This window comes from Actinoplanes sp. NPDC051851 (assembly GCF_040681165.1).
Taxonomy (GTDB): domain Bacteria; phylum Actinomycetota; class Actinomycetes; order Mycobacteriales; family Micromonosporaceae; genus Actinoplanes.
The window spans coordinates 1-19,271 of sequence record NZ_JBFAYF010000013.1 but is presented as its reverse complement, the minus strand read 5'-3'; the positions used below and the strand labels follow the sequence as shown (position 1 = coordinate 19,271).

Sequence of the window (19,271 nt, the reverse complement as noted above, 5' to 3'; positions counted from 1 at the left end):
CCCGAAAGGAACCTCGCAGCGCGATGACGAGCAATGTCGCGGCCCGTGACACGGCCGCCCCGCACCCCGCCCGAGATCCGTGGGACGGCGTCGCCGACCGGATCCGCGCACACCTGTCCGCCCCGGGCGGCGACGGCCACGTCGTCCTCCCCGGGCTGCTCGGCGACGTGCTGCCCACCGAGGAGACCCCGCAGAGCTGGCGCGAGGCCGGCACCGGGTCGGCGTTCGACCGGGCCCTGCGGGGTCTGGGCGCGGCGCTGGGCCCGGCGATGACCTGGCGCAACCAGCAGGCCGGGCGGGTGGTGCACAACATGCTGCCGTCCCGGGGACAGGAGAGTTCGCAGACCGGTGCCGGCAGCACCAGCGAACTGCTGCTGCACACCGAGGACGCGTTCCACCCGCAGCGCGCCCGGCTGGTCGTGCTGGCCTGCGTCCGGAACACGGCCCGGATCGGTACGTACGTGGCCGGGGTCCGGCGGGTGCGCCTCGACCCGGCCGACTGGGCGCAGCTGGAACGCCCGGCGGTGCGGATCCTGCCGGACGACTCGTACGGCGACCCGGGGACCTTCACCGCCGGGACGGCGCCGGGCGTGGCGACCACCTGGGCCGGGCCGGCCGGGCGCTGTCTCCGCTTCGACCCGGCGTACTCGGTCCTGCCCGACGACGACGCCTTCACCGGGGCCTACCGGCGGCTGACGGCCGGGCTGCTCGCCGCCCGCGAGGAGGCGGTGCTGGCGCCCGGTGACGTGATCGTGCTCGACAACGACGCCGTGGTGCACGGGCGCGCCGCCTTCACCCCGCGCTTCGACGGTTCCGACCGGTGGCTCAAACGGCTGCTGATCCGGGCGCCCGGGGAGCGCCCGGCAGGGGAGGCCGCCGAGACCGGGTACGGCCAGACGCCCATCGTCGCCGACGGGGAGCGGGTGGGCTGATGCGGCCGCAGGATCTCCTCCCCGCCGACCTCGACGCCCTCCTGCGGCGCCCGCCGGCCGAGCAGTTCCCCGGGTACCGCCCGGACCAGCACCGGTTCGACTCGCCCGGCGGCACCCTCGTGCACGCCGCGGTCGGCGACGCGATGGCCGCCTACGCGCGGAGCCCGTACGTCACCAACGACGGTGGCGCCTTCCCACAGAGCCGGTTCACCGACCGGTTGCAGGCCTGGGCCCACGAGGAGGTGCTGGCGCTGCTCGCCGCCGACGGCGGCGTCACCGTCTTCGGCGCCAACATGACCACCCTGACCAGCCTCTTCGTCCGGGCGATCGGCGAGCGGCTGGCACCGGGCGACGAGGTGGTGTGCACCTCGCTCGACCACGAGGCGAACCGGCACCCCTGGGCCACCCTGTGGCGCGCCGGCGTGGTGGTGCGCGTCGCGGAGATGGCGCCCGACGGCACGCTGCCGGTGGACGCGGTCACCTCGCTGATCGGCCCGCGTACCCGATGGGTCGCGGTCACGGCGGCGTCGAACGTGACCGGCGCCGTCCCGGACCTGGCCGCGATCACGAAGGCGGCGCACGCGCACGGAGCCGGGGTGTTCGTCGACGCGGTGCAGGCCACGGCACACCGGGTGCTGGATCTGCGGGAGGTCCCCTGCGACGCCCTGGTCACCTCCGCCTACAAGTGGTATGGGCCGCACCTGAGCGTGTTGTGGCTCGCCGACCGGATCGGGCCGGACACCCTGCGGCTGGCCGAGCAGGTGCCCAGCGCGGGCCGCACCGGCGGGGAGAACCTCGCCCTCGGCACCAACAACCACGAGGGCCTGGTGGGTCTCGCGGTCGCCGCCCGGGTGCTCCGGAGCTGGCCCCGGGACCGGATGGCGGCCGCCGAACGGGCGCTCTTCGCCCGCCTCGTCGCCGGACTGCGCGACACCGCGGGCGTCCGGATCCTCACCCCCACCGGCGACCCGGGCGGCGTGCCGGTGCTCGCCTTCGACGTCGCGGGGGAGGAGCCGGAGCGGACGGCCGCACGGCTCGCCGGGCACGGCGTGGCGGTCTGGCACGGCTCGTTCTACGCCTCGGCCGTCCTGCGGCGGCTCTCACCGGCCCGGCCCACCGCGGTGCGCGCCGGGCTCTCCGCCTACTCCACCGAGGCGGCCGTCGACGCGCTGGTCGACGCGCTCCGGACTCGTCGCGTACCGGATCAGGGAGGTCCCTTCCGTGCCGAACCGTCGTGAGCCGGCGTCGTACCGGCCGATCCTGGACGACCTCGCCGAGGAGGTCCGAGCCCACTGGCGCGGCCGGTACGTGGTGCTGACCGAGTCGCTCGGCGCCGCGGTGGACTCGCTGGTGGCGGAGATCGCCGGGGCCGGCGGGACCGTGCTCGGCGTCCTCGCGGCGGGCGGCGGCCCGCCGCCCGCGTCCCCGGTCCCGGCCCACGTGCTGGCCGCGCCGGGTACGCCCGGGCTCTCCCGCGCCGGGTTCGCCGCGTGCCTGCGCGACCTGCCCCGGGCGGCCGCGGACTGGCTGCGCGCGCACGACCCGGAGGGCGGCGCGCTCTGCGTCGGCACGAACTTCCTCGAGGTCACCACGGTGGCCGGCCGTGCCGTGGTGGGCGGGCGCCCGTCGCGGTGGGCCGCGTACGAGGACAAGACCGTGACCGACGACGTCTTCCGGCGCATCGGCGTCCCGGTCCCGCCGTCGGTGGTCCTCGCCGCGGACGCCCCGGGCATCGCCGCCGCGGTCCGCGGGCTGTCGACCCCGGACGGCGCGCTGGTGGCGCTGGACTCCTCCTCCGACTACCGCGGCGACGCCGAGGGGCTGCGCTGGATCCGCCCCGGGGAGGGCGTACCGGAGACGGTCCTGGCCTGGGCCGCGGCACACGCCCGCCGGGTCCGGGTCTCGGCGTTCTACGAGGGCACGCCGTGCAGCGTGCTCGGGCTCGTGACGGCCGGCGGCGTGGGCGTCTGCGACCCGATCGAGATCGTCACGCTGCGGGTGGCCGGGTCCGGGCGCCTGGTCTTCGCGGGCTCCTCCACCCACTGGCGGCCGCCGCCCGGCGGGGCCGCCGAGATCCGTGACGCGGCCCGCCGGACCGGCGAGGAGCTGCGGTCCGCGGTCGGCTACCGGGGGTTCTTCAGCGTCGACGGCATCCTCGGCGCCGACGGGTTCCGGGCCACCGAGGTGAACCCGCGGCTGGCGTCCGGCCTGGGACTGCGCGGTGCCGCGCCGGACTTCCCGGTCTACCTCTTCTCCCGGACGCTCCAGCTGCCCGGCGACCCGCTGGCCGGCCTCGACGCGGCGGCACTGGCCGGGGAGATCCGCCGGCTCGTCGCGGGGCGGCCCTCGCACGCGCTCCGGCTGCCGGCGGATCTGGACGGCGTGCCGACCCCGCTGGCCGGGCTCTGCGCGACGGTCGCGGCGGGCACCGGACGTGCGGCGGGGGAGGTGCGCTACCGGATCGACCGGGACGGTGTCGCCGTCGGGTCGCCGCTGCCCACCGGGGTGGACGGCTCGGCCGCCGCGGCGGTCGCCGGTCTCGGCCGGGAACTCGGCTGGCCGGTCTTCGTGAGCGCGGACGAGGAGGCGCTGGCATGAGCCCGGCACCGGTCGGCGGGTCGTTCACCCCGCACCCGCGTACGCCCGCCGGGCACGACGCCCTCGCGCTGGTGGCGAGCGTGGCGGACATCGTACGGAAGGAGGCGGCCGAGGCCGACGAGGCCGGTGTCTTCGCGGCCGCCGCGGTCGAACGGCTGCGCGGCGCGGGGGTCTTCGCCGTCAACGCGCCGCGGGAGTTCGGCGGCACCGGCCTCACCTCGCTCCACGACACCTGCCTGGTGGTCCGGGAACTCGCCCGGATCAACGGCTCGATCGGCATCGGCGCCTCCATGCATCTGGCGCTCACCTGCTACTTCGCCCGTCAACTGGCCCACCCGGGCACGGCCGACCTGGAGCACCGGCGCGGCTGGATGCGGCGGATCGGCGCCCGGGAGATGGTGCTCGCGTCGGCCGTCGCGGAGCCCGGCCGGGAGGCGTGGCGGGTCGCCGCCGAGGCCCGCCGTTCCGGCGACGGCTGGTCGGTCACCGGCACCAAGATCCTGGTCTCGCTCTCGCCGGGCGCCACCCACCTCTACACCCGGGTACGGACCCCCGGCGAGGACGGGTACGCGATGGCCACCGCGATGATCGACGTACGGACGGCGGGGGTGACCGTCCACGACGACTGGAGCGGGCTGGGACTGCGCTGTTCGGGCAGCGGCCGGGTGGTGCTCGACGACGTGCGGCTGCCGGCGGCGGACGTACGGATCGGTGGTTCGTGGGGCGCGCCCGACCCGGGTGACTTCGCCGGCCGGGCCGCGGCGTCCATCCCCATCGTGGCCGCCTACGCGGGGATGGCCGCCGCGGCGTACGACGTCGCGCGGGACCGGTTCACCACCGGTGCCGCTGACCCCGGGTCCCGGTGGTCCGCGGCGGCGGTCCGTACCGCGTACGCCGAGCTCACCGTCGCGATGGCGCAGGTCAACGCGGTGCTCGGTGCGGCGGCGGAGCGCGTCGACGAGGCCTTCCGGTCGACCGCGCCGCGCGGTGCCGGTGACGGCGCGGGCCGTGACCTGCTCGCCGACTGCCTGATCGCCGCGCTGGCGGTGGAGCGCTCGGCGGGGGCGGTGGTGGACCGGGCCATGGAGATCTGCGGCGGCGCGAGCTACGGCGCGGCGAGTGAGCTCGGCCGGGTCTACCGCGACGTCAAGGCCGCGGCGTTCATGCGGCCGTACTCGCCACCGGAACGCTGGGCCGACTTCCTCGCCGACACCGGAGCGGCACGGTGAGCCGCCCGGATCCCACGGCCGTGGCCGTGAACCGCCCGGGACCCTCGGCGGTGATCGTGAACCGGCGGCCGATCCTCGGTGAGCTCGCCACCTGGCTGGACGGCGTCGACCGCCCGGTGACCGTGCTGACCTGCGTCTCGTCGGCGGTCGACGAGCAGGCCCTGGCCCGGCTGCGGCGACGTGCCGAGGTACGCCTCCTGGACGACTACGACGGCGCCGCGACCGAGGAGCTCATCGAGCGGGTCTGCCGTACCACCCGGGCCGGCGTCCTGATCTCCACCACCGAGGCGGACGTGCTGCGCTGTGCCCGGATCCGCCACCGGTGCGGGATCGCCGGCCAGTCGCCGGCGAGCGCCACCGCGTACCGGGACAAGAGCGTGATGAAGGAGCATCTGCGGGCGGCCGGGCTGCCCACCGCCCGGATGGCCCGCGCGGACGACCGGGCCGCGATCGCCGCGCTGCTCCACGACCGCGGCTTCCCCCTGGTCGTCAAGCCGGCCCGGGGCGTCGCCTCCAAGAACACCCATGTGGTACGCGACACCGCGCACCTGGACCGGGTCCTCGCCGGGCTCGCCGACCCGGCCGGCGTGATCGTCGAGGAGTTCGTGCACGGCGACATGTGGCACGTGGACGGCCTGATGGACGACGGCGCGGTCGTCCAGTGCTGGCCCTCCCGGTACCTGCACCCGCAGTGGGAGACCATGTACCACTCGAAGCCGAACCTCAGCGCGATGCTGCCGGCCGGCGACCCGGTCGGCGCCGCACTGGTCCGCTCCGTCCGGGCGGTCGTCGCCGCGCTGCCGGCGGCACCCGGACGGCACCCGTTCCACGCGGAGTTCTTCGCCACCGCGCCGGACGAGCCGGTGCTCTGCGAGATCGCCTGCCGGGCGGGCGGCGCCGGGATCGTCGAGGCGTACGAGCGGGCGTTCGGCGTCAACCTCTACGGCGCGGCCGTCACCGGACAGCTCGGTGTCCCGGTGGCCGCGCTCGCCGCCGTACCGGAGATGCCGCACGGATGGGGATGGTTCCCGCCGCGCGCGGGCGTGCTGACCGCCCTCCCGTCGTCCTGCCCGATCCCCGGTGTGGTCGCCTACCGGGCGCTCGCCGGCCCGGGCCAGCACCTGTCCAGCCCGGGCGCGGTGACCGACGCCGTGGTCGAGGTCTGCTTCCGCGCCGACCCGGGCACGCCGGTCACCACGCGACTCGCGGACTTCGACGCGTGGTGGGCCCGCGAAGCGCGATGGTCCTGACCGTTCGTACTCCCGAAAGGTTTTCGATCATGTCTTTCTCCGCCTCACCCCTCTGGCATCCCTGGTCCCCGATGGACGAACCGGGGTTCCGGCCGACGTTCGTCCGCGGCGAGGGCTACCGGGTCGTCGACGACACCGGCCGCCGGTACCTCGACGCGAGCTCGGCGGCGCTGAACGCGCACTGCGGCCACGGCAGCACCCGCCTCGCCGACGCCGCCGCCGACCAGCTGCGGGCGATCGCCCACTTCGACCTCGGCGTCGCGGCGCACCCACCGGCACGGCGGCTCGCCGCGGCCCTCGCCGACCTGCTCCCGGGCGACGGCCCGTGGTGGACCAGCCTGGTCAACAGCGGCTCGGAGGCGACCGAACTCGCGGTCCGGATCGCCCTCGACCACGCCGCCAACCACGGCGAGGAGCGCCGGCAGATCGTCTCCCTGGCGGCCGGTTACCACGGCACCACCCTGCTGGCGAAGTCGCTCACCCGGCTGCCGGGCAACGAGGCGCCCGCGGCGATCGGGCTCCCGGTCCGGCACATCCCGCTCCCGTCCGCCGCCCGCGACCTGCGGATGGGCGACCCCGCCACGCTGCTCGGCGGCTTCGAGGCGGCCCTGCGCGCGGCGCCCACCGCCGCGGTCGTGGTGGAACCGCTGCTCAACGTCGGTGGCGGCGTCGTCCTCCCGGACGGCTTCCTCACCGGGTTGCGGGCGCTGTGCGACCGGTACGGCGCCCTGCTCGTCCTCGACGAGGTGTTCTGCGGGTTCGGGCGGACCGGCCGGATGTTCGGCTTCGAGCACGAGGGGATCACCCCGGACATCGTCACCTACAGCAAGGGCCTGAGCTCCGGGTACATCCCGATCGGCGGGGTCAGCTGCCGCCCGTTCGTGCACGACGGCTACCTCGCGCCGGGTGGTGCCGGCATCCTGCGCCACGGCCACACCACCGGCGGGCACGCGGCCGCCTGCCGGGTGGCGCTCGAGGTCCTCGACGTCATCCGGGAGGACGACCTCTGCGGCAACGCGGCCCACCGGGGCGGCGAACTGCTCGCCGGCCTGGAGAAGGCGCTCGGCCACGAGCACGTCGCCGACGTGCGCGGCCGCGGCCTGGTCGCCGCCGTCGAGTTCGCCGACGACGACACCGCGGGGCGGGCGCTGGACGCGGTCCGGGACCGGGGCGTCCTGCTGCGCCGCCAGGGCCGGCACCTGATGGCGGTGCCGCCGCTGATCATCGACGAGGAGGGTGTCGCGGAGATCGTCGCCGCCACCCTCGAGGCCGTGGCGGCCGCCCGTGCGTGAGCCGCGCCCGCCCTGCGACCCGCCGGGAACGCCGGTGGGCTTCGACCGGATCGCGGTGGCCGGCGCCAGCGGATCCGGCAAGACGACGCTGGCCCGCCGCCTCGCCGACCGGCGCGGGGTGCCCTACATCGACATGGACGGGCTCTACTACGGACCGGGCTGGCGGCCCCGCGCCGCGTTCACCGCGAGCGCGCTGCGGCGGCTCGGCGCCGGCGCCTGGGTGACCGAATGGCAGTACGACGAGGTCGCCCCGGCCCTGGTGGCCCGGGCCCAGCTGGTGATCTGGCTCGACTACCCGGCCCGGCTCTCGATCACCAGCGTGGTCTGCCGGACCCTGCTGCGCCGCATCCACCAGGAGGCGCTCTGGGCCGGGAACGTGGAGCCGTCACCCTGGTCGTTCCTCTGGCGCCGCGACCACGTGTTCCGGTACGCGTGGCGCGGCGTCCGGAACACCCGGCGGAGCCTGGCCGCGCACCTGCCGGACGGCGCGCCCGGCCCGGTGCTGTGGCGGTTCACGCGCCCCCGCGAGCTCTCCCGATGGCTGGCCGCCCCGGACGGCGAGGTGTCGCGTGCGGTATAGCCACATCGTCGTGGGCGCGGGCTCGGCCGGATGCGTGCTGGCCGGCGGCCTCTCCTCCCGCCCCGGCACCGACGTGCTGCTGATCGAGGCCGGCCCGGACTACCCGGCGGACGGCCTGCCGCCCGAGCTGGCCGACGGCACCACCCCGGCCATCGGCTCGCACGACTGGGGCGTGGTGGGCCGCGGGCCGCGCGGCCGGCGGATGCCCATTCCCCGCGGGCGGGTCGTCGGCGGCACCTCCCGGATCAACAGCTGCATCGCGCTCTGGCCGGAGCCCGGCGACTTCCCGGGGAACCTGCCGGGCTGGGAGTGGAAGCGGATCGCCGACTGCCTGCGGGAGGTGGAGCACGACACCGACTTCCCGGGCGGGGACCACGGCGACCGCGGCCCGGTCCGGATCCGCCGCCCGCGGGAGCGGACCCTCACCGGCCCGGCCCGGGCCCTGCTCGCCGGCGTCGCGGACCTCGGCTGGCCGGTCGTCGCCGATCACAATCAGCCGTACACCACCGGCGGCGGTGTCGCGCCCCTCAACCTCACCCCGGACGGCGGCCGCCTCTCGGCGGCCGAGGCCTACCTCACCGAACGAACCGAACGAACCGAACGAACCGAACGAACCGAACGAACCGAACGGGCGGACCGGGCGGGACGGCTGACCATAGCGGCCGGGGCCCGGGCCGAGCGGGTGCTGATCGATCGCGGTCGCGTGGTCGGGGTCGCGTACCGGGAGGCGGCCACCGGCCGGGTGGTGGAGGCCGAGGCCGGCACCGTGGTCCTGTCGGCCGGCGCCTTCGGGACCCCGGTCGTCCTGCTGCGCTCCGGGCTCGGGCCCCGCGACGAACTCCGGGCGGCCGGCGTCGAGGTGGTGGTGGACCTGCCCGGGGTGGGCCGCAACCTCAGCGACCACTCGCAGGTGCCACTGGTCTTCCGGGCGGCGCAGACGCCCCGGGCCGGGGTGCCGTGCGTGCAGGTGCTGGCCCGGTACACCGCCGAGGCCTCCGATACCGGCAACGACATGCAGCTCTGCCTGATCGGGCACGTCGCGCTCGCCGGCTATCTGCCGGAGGTGGCCCGCCTCTGGTCGGCGGAGCTCGCCTCGTCGCTGACCTCGAATCTGATGGCACCGCGCGTCCGCGGGACGGTCCGGATCGACCGGGCCCGCCGGATCCGGGTGGACTACCGCTACGCCGACCACCCCGAGGACCTCCGCCGCCATCGCGAGGGCGTCCGGCTCGCCGACCGCTGCCTGCGGACCGGGGCGCTCGCCGCCCACGTCCGGGACCGGCACGGACCGGACGACCGGACGCTCGCCCTCGACGACGCCCTCGACGACTGGATCCTCGACAACGTCCAGCCCGGGCACCACCCGATGGGTACCGCCCGGCTGGGCCGTCCCGGCGACCCGGGCGCCGTCGTCACCCCGGACCTGGCCGTGCGGGGCGTGACCAACCTGTACGTCGCCGACGCCTCGGTGCTGCCCGGGACGCTGCGCGCCAACACCAACCTGACCGTCATGGCCGTCGCCCGCAACGCCCTGCGGCTCCTGCCATGACCGACCTCCGGATCGGGGACGAGATGTTCGACGGCATCACACCGTTACTCACCACCGAGCGCGGCCCGGCGGCCTCCCCGCCGGCACCGGCGATCAAGTGGATCGACGAGGACTTCCTGGTCAAGGAGGCGATGGTCCTCGACCTGCGCCCCCGGGACGGCGCCGAGTACCGGTACCTCCTGCTGCGCAAGCGGGGCTACACGACCATGGAGGCGATCCGGCTCGTCGCCGGCCGTCTCGGGCTGACCACCCGGGAGGTGACGTACGGCGGTCTGAAGGACGAGGACGGCGTCACCCAGCAGGTCGTCGCGGTGCCGGTGACCGCCGCGGACGCCGTCGGCGAGGGCGCCGTCCGGGTCGCGGCCGAGGGCGGCGCGCGCTGGATCGACCTGCAGCACTACGGGTACGGCGCGGTGCCGCTGCGGATCGGCGCGCTGGAGGGCAACGCGTTCCGGATCGTCGTCCGCAACCTGGACGAGGCGACGGCCGGTGCGCTCGCCGAGGCCCGGAAGATCAGCCACCTCTTCCTGAACTACTACGACACCCAGCGCTTCGGCGTGCCCGGGCAGCCGAAACGTACTCACCTGGTCGGCGCCGCCATCCTGGAGGGCCGGTGGTCCGACGCGCTGGGGCAGTTGCGGGCGCTCGGCACGCCGGAGAGCGGTCTCGCCCAGCAGTGGCGGGGGAGCGCGGCGGACTTCTTCCTCTCGCTGGACTCCCGTACCGTCTCCTTCTTCCTGGCCTCCACCGCGTCGAAGGCCTGGAACGACGACCTGGCCGCGGTGCTGCGGGAGAACGCGCCGGACGACACGCTCCCGGTCCGGATCGAGGACATCCCCTTCGCGTACGCCCGGTCCGGTGCCGCCGTGGCGAAGGTGCTCGCCGCCACCGCCCAACTGCCGTACGCCCGCTACACCTTCGAGGACGGGGAGATCACCGAGCACGCCTCGGTCCGCGCCACCGTCATCCAGACCCAGATCGCGGTCTCCGGCCTGGACACCGACGACCTGTTCGCCGGGCGGCACCGGGTCCGCCTCGGCCTGTTCCTGCCCTCCGGGGTGTACGCGACCGCCGCCGTCCGCCAGCTCTTCGCGCTGCGGTCGCTGTGACCGGGCAGGTGCCGCCACCCGTGATCGAGTCCGTCGACCCCGCCACCGGGGAACGCCTCGCCCGCTTCCCGTCCTCCACCCTCGACCAGGTCACCGCCGCGGTGGCCGCCGCCCGGGCGGTCCAGCCGGAGTGGTCCGGCCGCGCCATCACGGAGCGCGCCGCGCTGATCCGCCGGTGGGGCGAGGTCGTCGCCGCGCGGCAGGACGAGATCGTCGACGTGATCCACCGGGAGACCGGCAAGATCCCCGGGGACGCCCTCGGCGAGGTCCTCGACGTCGTCGACGGGATCGGGTACCACCTGGACCGGGCCCGGCGGCAGGCGACCGAGCCCCTGGAGCTGCCGGACGAGGTCTTCCCGGCGACCGAGGCCACCCTCTCCGCACGGCCGTACGGCGTACTCGGCCTGATCATGCCGTGGAACTTCCCGTTCTACACGCCCGCGCTGTGCCTGGCGCCCGCGCTGCTGACCGGGAACGCCGTGGTGCTCAAGCCCTCCGAGCACGCGACCATGACCGGGCGCCTGCTGCGCGACCTGGCCGACCGGGCCGGGCTGCCCGCGGCGCTGTTCACCGTCCTGCCGGGCGGCGACGACACCGGCCGTCACCTGGTCGGCGCGGTCGACAAGGTGTTCTTCGTGGGTTCTGCCGAGGCCGGGCGGGACGTCGTACGCCGGGCCGGGCTGACCCCGGTCTCCCTGGAACTGGGCGGCAACAGCGCGGCGATCGTGCTGCCCGACGCGGACCTGGACCTGGCCGCGGCCGCCATCGCCTGGGGCGCCACGTACCACTGCGGACAGGACTGCGCCGGCGTCAAGCGGGTGCTGGCCCACCGCGACGTCGCCGAGGACCTCACCGGGCGGATCGCGGCGGTGCTGACCGGGCTCGTGCCGGGGACCGACTACGGGCCGTACATCAGCCGCGAGGCGCGGGACCGGGTCGAGGCGCGGCTCGCGGACGCGGTCGCCCACGGCGCCGAGCTGGTGCTGGGCGGGGAACGCCCGGCCGGGCCGCCCGGCGACGGGAACTGGCTGACGCCCGCGCTGGTCCGGCTCCGCGACCAGGCGTGCGAGCTGGTCCGCGAGGAGACCTTCGGCAACGTCGTGCCGATCCTGGCCGTCGAGGACGACGACGCCGCGGTCGCGGCGGCGAACGAGTCCCGGCTGTCGCTCTCGGCGGCGGTCTTCGGCACGGACGTCGACCGGGCGCACCGGGTCGCCGACCGCCTGGAGGCCGGGATGGTCTTCATCAACGACCCGATCGTGAACCTCCCCGGCGCCGACCACTGGACCGGGTGGCGCGACGCGGGCGACTCCGGCCTGGCGTCGCGGTACGAGCAGTGCCTGCGCCGCCGCGTCACCACCGTGCACACCGGCGGGAAGCCCCGTGACTTCTGGTACGCGCCGCCCGCCTGAACCGAGAAGTTCCGTACGCACACCTGGGAGAGGACATGGACACGGCAAGCATCGAACAGGCGGCACTGGCCCACGACGGTGTCGGCGAGGCTCTCGTCTGGACCCTCCCCGGCACCGGGGAGACCGCGCTGCTGGTGGCGTCGCCCGATTTCCTGAGCGGGCTCCAGCTCCGGCTGCACCTGGAACAGGCGGGGGCACCGGGGCCGGCCCTGGTGATCGTGGCCGAGGAGATCGTCCGTACCGGCGGCGGCGATCCCGACCCGGCGTGGCTGGCCGAGGCCGTGGAGCAGGACGCCTACCGGTACGTGGCACCGGACGGCCCGGTCGAGACGGCGCTCGCCGAGTGCTGGCAGTCGGTGCTCGACGTGCCCCGCGTCGGCGTCGAGGACGACTTCGTGGACCTGGGCGGGGACTCGTTCTCCGCGGTGCTCATCGCCAACCAGGCGGAGGAGCGGTTCGGCGTCCCGGTCGCGGCGCCCGACCTCTACGTGGCCGGCACCATCCGGGCCCTCGCCGGGGGCATCGAGCCGGTCGCCGAGCCCGCCGCCGAGCCCGCCGCCGAGCCGGTCGCCGAGCCGGTCGCCGAACCCGCCGCCGAACCCGCCGCCGAGCCGGTCGTGGAGACCCGTCGGTGAACCGTCCCACGGTGTGGCAGGCGCTGCGGGACCGGGCGGCCGCCGACCCGGCGTCACCGGCCGTCTCGGTCCGCGACCACGCGGGCCGGTGGCGGACGCTGACCCGGCGCGCGTTCGCCGACCTGGCCGGCGCCCTCGCCGCCCGGCCCACCGTGGTCCGGGTCGGCGCCGGCGAGGCCGTCGTGGTGGAGGCGCCGAACGGGCCGGAGTTCCTGGCCGCCGTGGTCGCCGCGTGGGCCGGCGGCCGTCCGCCGCTGGTGGTGCCGTACGGCCTCTCCGAGCACGAGCGGTCCGCGCTGCTCGGGAAGCTGCACGGCACGTCCGGCCCGGCCTCCCCCACGGCCGGGCCGGTGGACGGCGTGGAGCCGGATCTCGCCTGGTTCTTCCCGTCCGGCGGCACGACCGGCCTGCCGACCCTCACCCCGGTGCGCGGGCGTCCCAGCGACGTGGTGGCCAGCCAGCAACTGCTGCTCGGCCGGATGAACTGGCGGCCCGGCGGCGTCCAGCTGGTGATGGGCCCGCTGTCGCACACCGCCCCGTTCACCTCCGCGCTCGCCGGCCTGGCCGGCGGCGACCACATCGTCGTCCTGGAGCGGTGGAGCCTCCCGGCGGCCCGGGACGCGGCCCGCCGGTACCCGCCGGCGTGGTTCCAGACGACACCGCACCAGATGGGCCTGATCGCCGCGCACGAGCCGACGTTCGCGGCGGTGACCGCCCGCCTCGACGGCATGATGCACACCGCCGCGCCCTGCCCGGAGCGGGTCAAGAGGGCGTGGATGGACCGGATCGGCCCGGACCGGGTGTACGAGCTGTACGGGTCGACCCAGATGGTCGGCGCGGTGTTCTGCGGCGGCGACCAGTGGCTGGCGCACCCGGGCACGGTCGGCCGGCCGTTCATGACCCAGGTACGGGTGGTCGACCCGCGGGGCCGGCGCCTGCCACCGGGCCGGGTCGGCGAGATCTACCTGCGCTCGGCCGCCACCCAGCGGCTGTCCCCGGACCGGCTGCGGCACGTGCGTACCCTGCCCGGCGGCTTCTGCAGCGTGGGGGACCTCGGCTACCTGGACGCGGACGGCTATCTCTTCCTGACCGACCGCGTCGACGACGTGATCATCGTCGGCGGCGCCAACGTCAGCGGACGGGAGATCGAGGAGGTGCTGCTCCGGCATCCGCGGATCCGGGACGCGGTCGTCGTCGGCCGCCCCGACGGCCTGCTGGGCATGGTTCCGGCGGCGGTGGTCGTGGTGGACGGCGACGGCCCGGCTCCGGCGGCCGCCGACATCCAGGCACACTGCCGCCGTTCCCTCTCGCCGCACAAGGTCCCGGTCCACGTCGACCTGGTGCCCGCCATCGAGCGGAACCCGGCCGGCAAGGTGCAGCGTTTCCGGTACCGCGACCAGGTCCCGCGATGACCCCGGCACCGGACCGGCGGCTCGTCGCCCTCGACCTGGACGGCACCCTGGTCGGACGGGACGGCCGGGTCTCGGACCGGGTACGCCGCGCGGTGCACGCGGTCCGCCGTCGTGGATGGATCGTGGTGCTGGCCACCGGACGGCCGTGGGCCACCACCCGGACGCTGCCGGACGCGTACGCCGAGCTGCGCGGCTGCTGGGCGGTCTGCTCCGACGGCGCCCTGCTGTACGGCCCGGACGGCGTACCCGCGCACCGGCGGCTGATCGACGGCCGGGCCCTGTCCGCGCTCGCCGCCGAGCTGCCCGACCCGGTCCTGGTCGCCGAGGAGGAGTCCGGCGCCTACCTGGGCACCCGGGAACTGCCGGCGGACGAGTTCGGCGGCCCGCAGCGCGTCGCGGACTGGGCCACGGTCGGCGCCCGGCCGGTGCCGCGCCTGTTCCTGCGTACCGCCGGCGCCGACGTCGCGGACCTGCGCCGCCGGTTGACGGAGCTCGGGGCCTACACGCCGGTCGTCTACCGCCGCGGCGGGCACACCTGGGCCGACCTGATCGCGGAGGGCGTCTCCAAGGCCCGCACGCTGGAGGTCCTCCGGGCCCGTCTGGGCATCCCGCCGGAGGCGACGATCGCGGCCGGGGACAGCTGGAACGACGTCGACATGCTCCGGTGGGCGCACCTCGGCGCGGTCGTCGAGGGCGCGTCGCCGCAGGTCCTCGCGGCGGCGGACGTCGTCATCCCGGCCTGCGCGGACGACGGCGTCGCCGTGCTGCTGGAGACCGAGAGCCGGCGGCCGGCCCACGCCGCGGAGTGAGGGGGAGCAGAAGTGAGGGGGAGCAGAAGTGAGGGGGAGCAGATGAGCCGAGGGGAGACGGTGCGACGTGCGCTGCCCGCGGTGGCGGCCCGGTCCGGGCCGTTCTCCTGGGCCCAGCTGGAGATCACCAACGGGTACCGGGAGGATCTCGCGCTGCCGCCGGAGACCCGCCCGAACTTCGACCTGCACGCCACCCTCCACCTGCGGGGCCGCTGGCGCCTGCCGATCGACGACCTGCTGCGGGCGCTGACCCGGGTGGCCGCCCGGCACGAGTGCTTCCGGACGACGGTCCACGATCTGGCGGAGCCGCGGCCGGCCCAGCGGGTGAACCCGGCGGAGACCTTCCCGATCGTGGTCGGCGAGGTGCGGTCGGACGGCGGCGCCGACGTGCTGGCGAAGGAGTTCGGCCGGGAGATGATCGACGTCGGCGGCCGCCACCTGGTCCGGATCGGGGTGACCGGCGACCGGGGTACCGGCGAGAACGTGGTGATCGCCGCGTCCCGGCTGCTCGTGGACGGCTGGGGGTTCTCGAACCTGGCCCGGGACGTCATGCGGGAGATCGGCACGGGTGGCCACGGCGCCGAGCCGCCGGCCGTTTTTCATCAGCTGGACCAGGTGGCGTGGGAGGAGGGACCGGCCGGACGGGCGCGGACCGCGGCGGCCATCGCGCACCGGGAGCAGGTGGCGGACCGCCTCCGGGCCGCCGCGATCGTCCCGCGGACGCGGCTGTCACCAGATCTCGGTCAGGAGGCCCGTTGCGAGGGCGCCGCCGTGACCCGGCTCTGCGACCGGATCGCCACCAGGCTGTCGACGAGCCCGTCCACGGTGCTGCTGGCGGCGTTCTGCCACACCGTCGCCCGCCGCCTGGATCAGCGGGCGGTCGGCGTCACCCTGAGCTACGCCGACCGGGGCGACGCCCGGCGCCAGTCCTCGGTCACGCGACTGAAGAGCGAGGCGACGATGCTCTACACCGACGGCACCGAACCGGACACCGTCTTCCGGGACACGTTCGCGGCCGCGCTCACCGCCTACACCAGGGCCGGCGTCGACCCGTTCGCGCTGCGCCGGGCGGGGGTGAGCGACGGCCTCCTCCGGGCGCAGAACGTCCGCTTCGAGTTCAACGACGCCCGGGGGCAGTTCCACCGCAACGACAGATCCTCCGGTACGCCCCGGGCGGCGCACCCGCCCCCCGAGCGCCGGCCCGATCCCCGGGTGCGGACCGTGCTGGACGGCAAGCCGCCACGGCTCGGTCTCTGGGTCGGCCCCTCGTTCAGCGACTTCGCGGGCAAGACCTCGCTCACGGTCCGCACCAACATCCTGACCAAGGAGGAGACCGCGGCCGTGCTCCGCGGGATCCTCGACGTCCTATGGGAGGCCGCGGCCTAGATGATCACGACGGGACGGGCCATCATCTTCGATGCCGAGGGTGTCGTGGTGGACACCGAGGGCGCCTGGGACGCGGCGCAGGCGGAGCTGCTGAACCGGCGGGGCCGCGCCTACCCGCGCGACACGCTCAAGCCGCTGCTGACCGGGCGGGGCGAACGCGCCGCCATCGAGATCATCATCGACGTCTGCGGCCTCGACGACGAGCCGGACGCCCTGGCCGCGGAGCGCCGGGTGCTGATGGCGGCCCTGCTCGCGCGCAGCGTCCGCTTCGTGCCCGGATTCCGGGAGTACTTCGCGACGGTGCACCCCGAGGTCGGTACCTGCGTGGCCACGTCGATGGAGCCGAGCCTGCTGGCCCTGGCCGACACCGCGACCGGCCTCTCCCGGCTGTTCGGGGGCCGCGTGGTCGACCTCTCCGTCCCGGGCGTACGCCCGAAACCGGCGCCGGACGTCTTCCTGCTGGCGGCCGAACGCCTCGGCGTGCCACCGGCCGACTGCGTGGTGATCGAGGACTCGGCGACCGGCGTGGCCGCGGCCCGCGCCGCTGGCATGCGCTGCGTCGGCCTCGCCACCACCCACCCCGCCGAGATCCTCGCCGGCGCCGACGTCACGGCGCTGAGCTGGGCGGATGTCCCACCGGTCCACCCGGCACCGCGGTGACGCGGTCGAGCCAGTCGATCAGTAGGTGGCGCTCGGCCGGGGTGAGCGCCACCAGCTGAGGGGCGAGCGCGCGCAGGGCGATGGCCGCCGCGAGGGGCTCGTCGGGTGCGGTGGAAGGTGCGGCGGGGGCGCCGGTCAGGATGCGGGTCAGGACCGCGTCCATCATCACCTCGGCCAGGGTCGGGTCGCGGTCGGCCGCCGGCGTCGCCAGCAGGGTCTGGATGGTGCCGACGCTGGCGGCCTGGATGAGATCGACCGCCTGGGATTCGGGTACCCGCAGGCGGCCGGTGGTGGCCAGGCGGTGCACGCGGGTCTCCAGGATCTGCTTGCCGAGGCGGGCGGCGGGGGAGCCGAGCACCCGGTCGGGGTCGCTCAGCAGGCGGAACACGGCCGGGTTGGTGAGACCGAAATCGATCTGTTTGCGCCAGCTCGCGCGCAGGTCGTCGAGCGGGTCGGCGCCGTGGGCCGTCGCGGCGGCGACCCCGGCGGCCTTGTCCGCGACGAAGGTGGCCATCACCTGCTCGGCGACCGCGTCGAGCAGGCCGTCCTTGTCGCCGAAGAGGCGGTAGATGGCCGGGGCCTGCACACCGGCGCGCTCGGCGACACCGCGGGTCGTCACGGCGGCCGGGCCGTCCTCGCGCAGCAGGGCGGCGGCCGCGTCGACGATCGCCGCCCGGGTGTCCGCCCGGTTCTTGACCACATCGCTCACGAATCAACGATAGCACCGGCTTGCTATCACTGATTATCGGCGTTACGGTCGAAGTGTTTCCAGTGATAACGCGGAGGGTGAATCAATGATCATCGTGACCGGGGCGACCGGGGCACTCAACGGTGCGACCGTGGGCCACCTGCTCGAACGCATGCCGCCGAGCGAACTGACCGTGGTCGTCAGGGACGCCGCGAAAGCGGAGCACTGGGCGCGGCGCGGCATCGCGGTGCGCCGCGGCGACTACGCCGAACCGGCGTCGCTGCCGGCCGCCTTCGCCGGGGCCGACCAGCTGCTGCTCGTCTCGTCGAACGATCCGGCGGCGGACGCGGTCGCGCTGCACCGGGCTGCGGTCGACGCGGCGGTCGCGGCCGGGGTGAAGCGGATCCTGTACACGAGTCACCAGGCGGCGGCGCCCGCGAACCCGTTCGGGCCGGGCCGGGACCACGCCGCGACCGAGCGGTTGCTGGCGGAGTCCGGGGTGGCGTGGACGTCGCTGCGCAACGGCTTCTACGCGCACAGCCTGCAGTGGCTCGCCGGCCCGTGGCGGGAGACCGGGGAGATCGTGGTCCCCGGCGACGGCCCGGTGTCGTGGACTGCACGCGAGGACGCGGCCGAGGCCGCAGCGGCGATCCTGACGTCCGACGGTGCGTACGACGGCCCGGTGACGATCACCGCGCCCACGGCCGTGACCTTCACCGAACTGGCCGGGATCGCGTCCGAGATAGCGGGCCGCACGATCGGGTTCCGGCAGGTCGACGAGGCGGAGTGGGTCGCGGAACGGCTCGCGGCGGGCCAGCCGGAGCACATGACGCGCTTCCTGCTCGGCTTCTACCAGGCGGCCCGGCGTGGCTTCTTCGCCGGCACCGACCCGCTGCTCGGCGAGTTCCTCGGCCGCGAGCCGCGCGGCGCCCGCGACGCCCTCTGAACCCGTCAGCGCTGGGCCTCCCAGCGGGCGGTGAAGGACGTGGACTGGGACTGGGCCGCGTCGTCGCTCTGCACGATCCATTCGAGTTTCCAGGTACGCGTCGTGTTGGTGGTCGCGGCCCAGCCGCCGACGCCGGTCGCCCAGGTGTTGCTGGCGGTGATGAAGGACGCCAGCGTGTACGCCCCGGCGCGCATGCCGGTGGTGTTGTAGAGGGTGCTCGTGGCGCTGAAGTCGCTGCAGTCGGTGTTGCTGCCGGTGCCGATCTGGAGCCGGAAGACCGTGTACGAGCCGAGCGTGCCGGTCGCCGTCGGCACGTACATCCGGACCGTCGCGGGCAGCGAACCCGTGTACGCCGTGATGACGCAGGTGATGGCGGTGCTGCCGGGGATGGCGCCGGTGACCGTGAAGAGTGTGCCGCTCGCCGGGATGGTGCCGGAGAGCACCACCGTGCCGGCGGACAGCGCGTCGCCGGTGTTCGACGTCCGGGCGGTGAAGCGGGCACCCGCCGGGCGCAGCTGGGCCGCCGCCACCGCGAGGACCGCGGCGGTGGCGCACAGGCAGACCCGGCGCCAGGCGCGGCGCGGCGGCGGGCGGGAATGTCTCCCCACACTCGTTCTTCGGCAGGGCGGCGACGGCACTGAACCCGACGGCACTGAACCCGACGGCACTGAACCCGACGGCACTGAACCCGACGGCACTGAACACGACGCCGCGGGACACGGCAGCCGGGGGCGGGGGGCGGGGCCCGCACAAACCCACCCGCCCCCCCCCGCGCCCCAGACAA

General features: G+C 75.4%; 18 protein-coding genes. 16 read left to right on the top strand and 2 right to left on the bottom strand.

Annotated features, from left to right (window positions below; genetic code table 11):
- The first annotated feature begins 23 nt into the window (after positions 1–23).
- The 15 genes from AB0M08_RS15370 to AB0M08_RS15300 are packed head-to-tail and all read left to right on the top strand — an operon-like array spanning position 24 to position 16,853.
- A complete protein-coding gene (locus AB0M08_RS15370) occupies positions 24–932 on the top strand; it encodes a TauD/TfdA family dioxygenase (protein WP_364492930.1) in 909 nt (302 codons plus the stop codon).
- A complete protein-coding gene (locus AB0M08_RS15365) occupies positions 932–2,170 on the top strand; it encodes an aminotransferase class V-fold PLP-dependent enzyme (protein ID WP_364492928.1) in 1,239 nt (412 codons plus the stop codon). Before AB0M08_RS15370 ends, AB0M08_RS15365 begins: the two co-directional genes overlap by 1 nt.
- Positions 2,154–3,530, top strand: coding sequence for a hypothetical protein (locus tag AB0M08_RS15360; RefSeq protein WP_364492926.1), 1,377 nt, complete (start codon positions 2,154–2,156; stop codon positions 3,528–3,530). Before AB0M08_RS15365 ends, AB0M08_RS15360 begins: the two co-directional genes overlap by 17 nt.
- The gene (locus AB0M08_RS15355) at positions 3,527–4,759 is read left to right on the top strand and encodes an acyl-CoA dehydrogenase family protein (protein WP_364492924.1); all 1,233 of its coding nucleotides are present in this window, start codon (positions 3,527–3,529) and stop codon (positions 4,757–4,759) included. Before AB0M08_RS15360 ends, AB0M08_RS15355 begins: the two co-directional genes overlap by 4 nt.
- On the top strand, positions 4,756–6,009 hold the full coding sequence (locus tag AB0M08_RS15350; RefSeq protein WP_364492923.1) for a hypothetical protein: 1,254 nt from the start codon (positions 4,756–4,758) through the stop codon (positions 6,007–6,009). Before AB0M08_RS15355 ends, AB0M08_RS15350 begins: the two co-directional genes overlap by 4 nt.
- Positions 6,010–6,038: 29 nt before the next feature.
- Entirely contained in the window at positions 6,039–7,301 is a 1,263-nt protein-coding gene (locus tag AB0M08_RS15345) for an aminotransferase class III-fold pyridoxal phosphate-dependent enzyme (RefSeq protein WP_364492921.1), read from the top strand.
- Positions 7,294–7,881 carry an AAA family ATPase gene (locus AB0M08_RS15340; protein WP_364492919.1) on the top strand — a complete coding sequence of 196 codons (588 nt, stop codon included), beginning with the start codon at positions 7,294–7,296 and terminating at the stop codon, positions 7,879–7,881. The genes AB0M08_RS15345 and AB0M08_RS15340 overlap by 8 nt, the downstream gene beginning before the upstream one ends.
- Positions 7,871–9,430: a GMC family oxidoreductase gene (locus AB0M08_RS15335; RefSeq protein ID WP_364492917.1), complete on the top strand. Its 1,560-nt coding sequence runs from the start codon at positions 7,871–7,873 to the stop codon at positions 9,428–9,430. Before AB0M08_RS15340 ends, AB0M08_RS15335 begins: the two co-directional genes overlap by 11 nt.
- Positions 9,427–10,539: a tRNA pseudouridine(13) synthase TruD gene (truD, locus tag AB0M08_RS15330; RefSeq protein WP_364492915.1), complete on the top strand. Its 1,113-nt coding sequence runs from the start codon at positions 9,427–9,429 to the stop codon at positions 10,537–10,539. Before AB0M08_RS15335 ends, truD begins: the two co-directional genes overlap by 4 nt.
- Before the next feature lie 20 nt (positions 10,540–10,559).
- Entirely contained in the window at positions 10,560–11,951 is a 1,392-nt protein-coding gene (locus AB0M08_RS15325) for an aldehyde dehydrogenase family protein (protein WP_364492913.1), read from the top strand.
- A 35-nt stretch (positions 11,952–11,986) separates the two neighbouring features.
- Positions 11,987–12,586 (top strand): phosphopantetheine-binding protein, encoded by a 600-nt coding sequence (locus tag AB0M08_RS15320; RefSeq protein WP_364492911.1) that lies wholly within the window; start codon positions 11,987–11,989, stop codon positions 12,584–12,586.
- Positions 12,583–13,998: an AMP-binding protein gene (locus AB0M08_RS15315; protein WP_364492909.1), complete on the top strand. Its 1,416-nt coding sequence runs from the start codon at positions 12,583–12,585 to the stop codon at positions 13,996–13,998. Before AB0M08_RS15320 ends, AB0M08_RS15315 begins: the two co-directional genes overlap by 4 nt.
- A complete protein-coding gene (locus AB0M08_RS15310) occupies positions 13,995–14,807 on the top strand; it encodes an HAD family hydrolase (protein WP_364492907.1) in 813 nt (270 codons plus the stop codon). Before AB0M08_RS15315 ends, AB0M08_RS15310 begins: the two co-directional genes overlap by 4 nt.
- 42 nt (positions 14,808–14,849) lie before the next feature.
- Complete coding sequence (locus AB0M08_RS15305) at positions 14,850–16,193, top strand: hypothetical protein (protein ID WP_364492905.1); 1,344 nt, start codon at positions 14,850–14,852, stop codon at positions 16,191–16,193.
- A complete protein-coding gene (locus tag AB0M08_RS15300) occupies positions 16,194–16,853 on the top strand; it encodes an HAD family phosphatase (protein WP_364492903.1) in 660 nt (219 codons plus the stop codon).
- Here the strand turns inward: AB0M08_RS15300 and AB0M08_RS15295 are convergent.
- Positions 16,801–17,562, bottom strand: coding sequence for a TetR/AcrR family transcriptional regulator (locus AB0M08_RS15295; RefSeq protein ID WP_364492901.1), 762 nt, complete (start codon positions 17,560–17,562; stop codon positions 16,801–16,803). The genes AB0M08_RS15300 and AB0M08_RS15295 overlap by 53 nt on opposite strands.
- Before the next feature lie 85 nt (positions 17,563–17,647).
- Between AB0M08_RS15295 and AB0M08_RS15290 the strand changes: the two genes are divergently transcribed.
- On the top strand, positions 17,648–18,487 hold the full coding sequence (locus tag AB0M08_RS15290; RefSeq protein WP_364492899.1) for an NAD(P)H-binding protein: 840 nt from the start codon (positions 17,648–17,650) through the stop codon (positions 18,485–18,487).
- Between the two features lie 5 nt (positions 18,488–18,492).
- Here AB0M08_RS15290 and AB0M08_RS15285 read toward each other — a convergent pair whose 3' ends face one another.
- The gene (locus AB0M08_RS15285; RefSeq protein WP_364492897.1) at positions 18,493–19,095 is read right to left on the bottom strand and encodes a hypothetical protein; all 603 of its coding nucleotides are present in this window, start codon (positions 19,093–19,095) and stop codon (positions 18,493–18,495) included.
- Positions 19,096–19,271 lie beyond the last annotated feature (176 nt).

Coding starts and splice junctions, on each gene's coding strand:
- AB0M08_RS15370 (WP_364492930.1), top strand. CDS start 24: ATGACGAGCAATGTCGCGGCCCGTGACACGGCCGCCCCGCACCCCGCC.
- AB0M08_RS15365 (WP_364492928.1), top strand. CDS start 932: ATGCGGCCGCAGGATCTCCTCCCCGCCGACCTCGACGCCCTCCTGCGG.
- AB0M08_RS15355 (WP_364492924.1), top strand. CDS start 3,527: ATGAGCCCGGCACCGGTCGGCGGGTCGTTCACCCCGCACCCGCGTACG.
- AB0M08_RS15345 (WP_364492921.1), top strand. CDS start 6,039: ATGTCTTTCTCCGCCTCACCCCTCTGGCATCCCTGGTCCCCGATGGAC.
- truD (WP_364492915.1), top strand. CDS start 9,427: ATGACCGACCTCCGGATCGGGGACGAGATGTTCGACGGCATCACACCG.
- AB0M08_RS15320 (WP_364492911.1), top strand. CDS start 11,987: ATGGACACGGCAAGCATCGAACAGGCGGCACTGGCCCACGACGGTGTC.
- AB0M08_RS15310 (WP_364492907.1), top strand. CDS start 13,995: ATGACCCCGGCACCGGACCGGCGGCTCGTCGCCCTCGACCTGGACGGC.
- AB0M08_RS15305 (WP_364492905.1), top strand. CDS start 14,850: ATGAGCCGAGGGGAGACGGTGCGACGTGCGCTGCCCGCGGTGGCGGCC.
- AB0M08_RS15300 (WP_364492903.1), top strand. CDS start 16,194: ATGATCACGACGGGACGGGCCATCATCTTCGATGCCGAGGGTGTCGTG.
- AB0M08_RS15290 (WP_364492899.1), top strand. CDS start 17,648: ATGATCATCGTGACCGGGGCGACCGGGGCACTCAACGGTGCGACCGTG.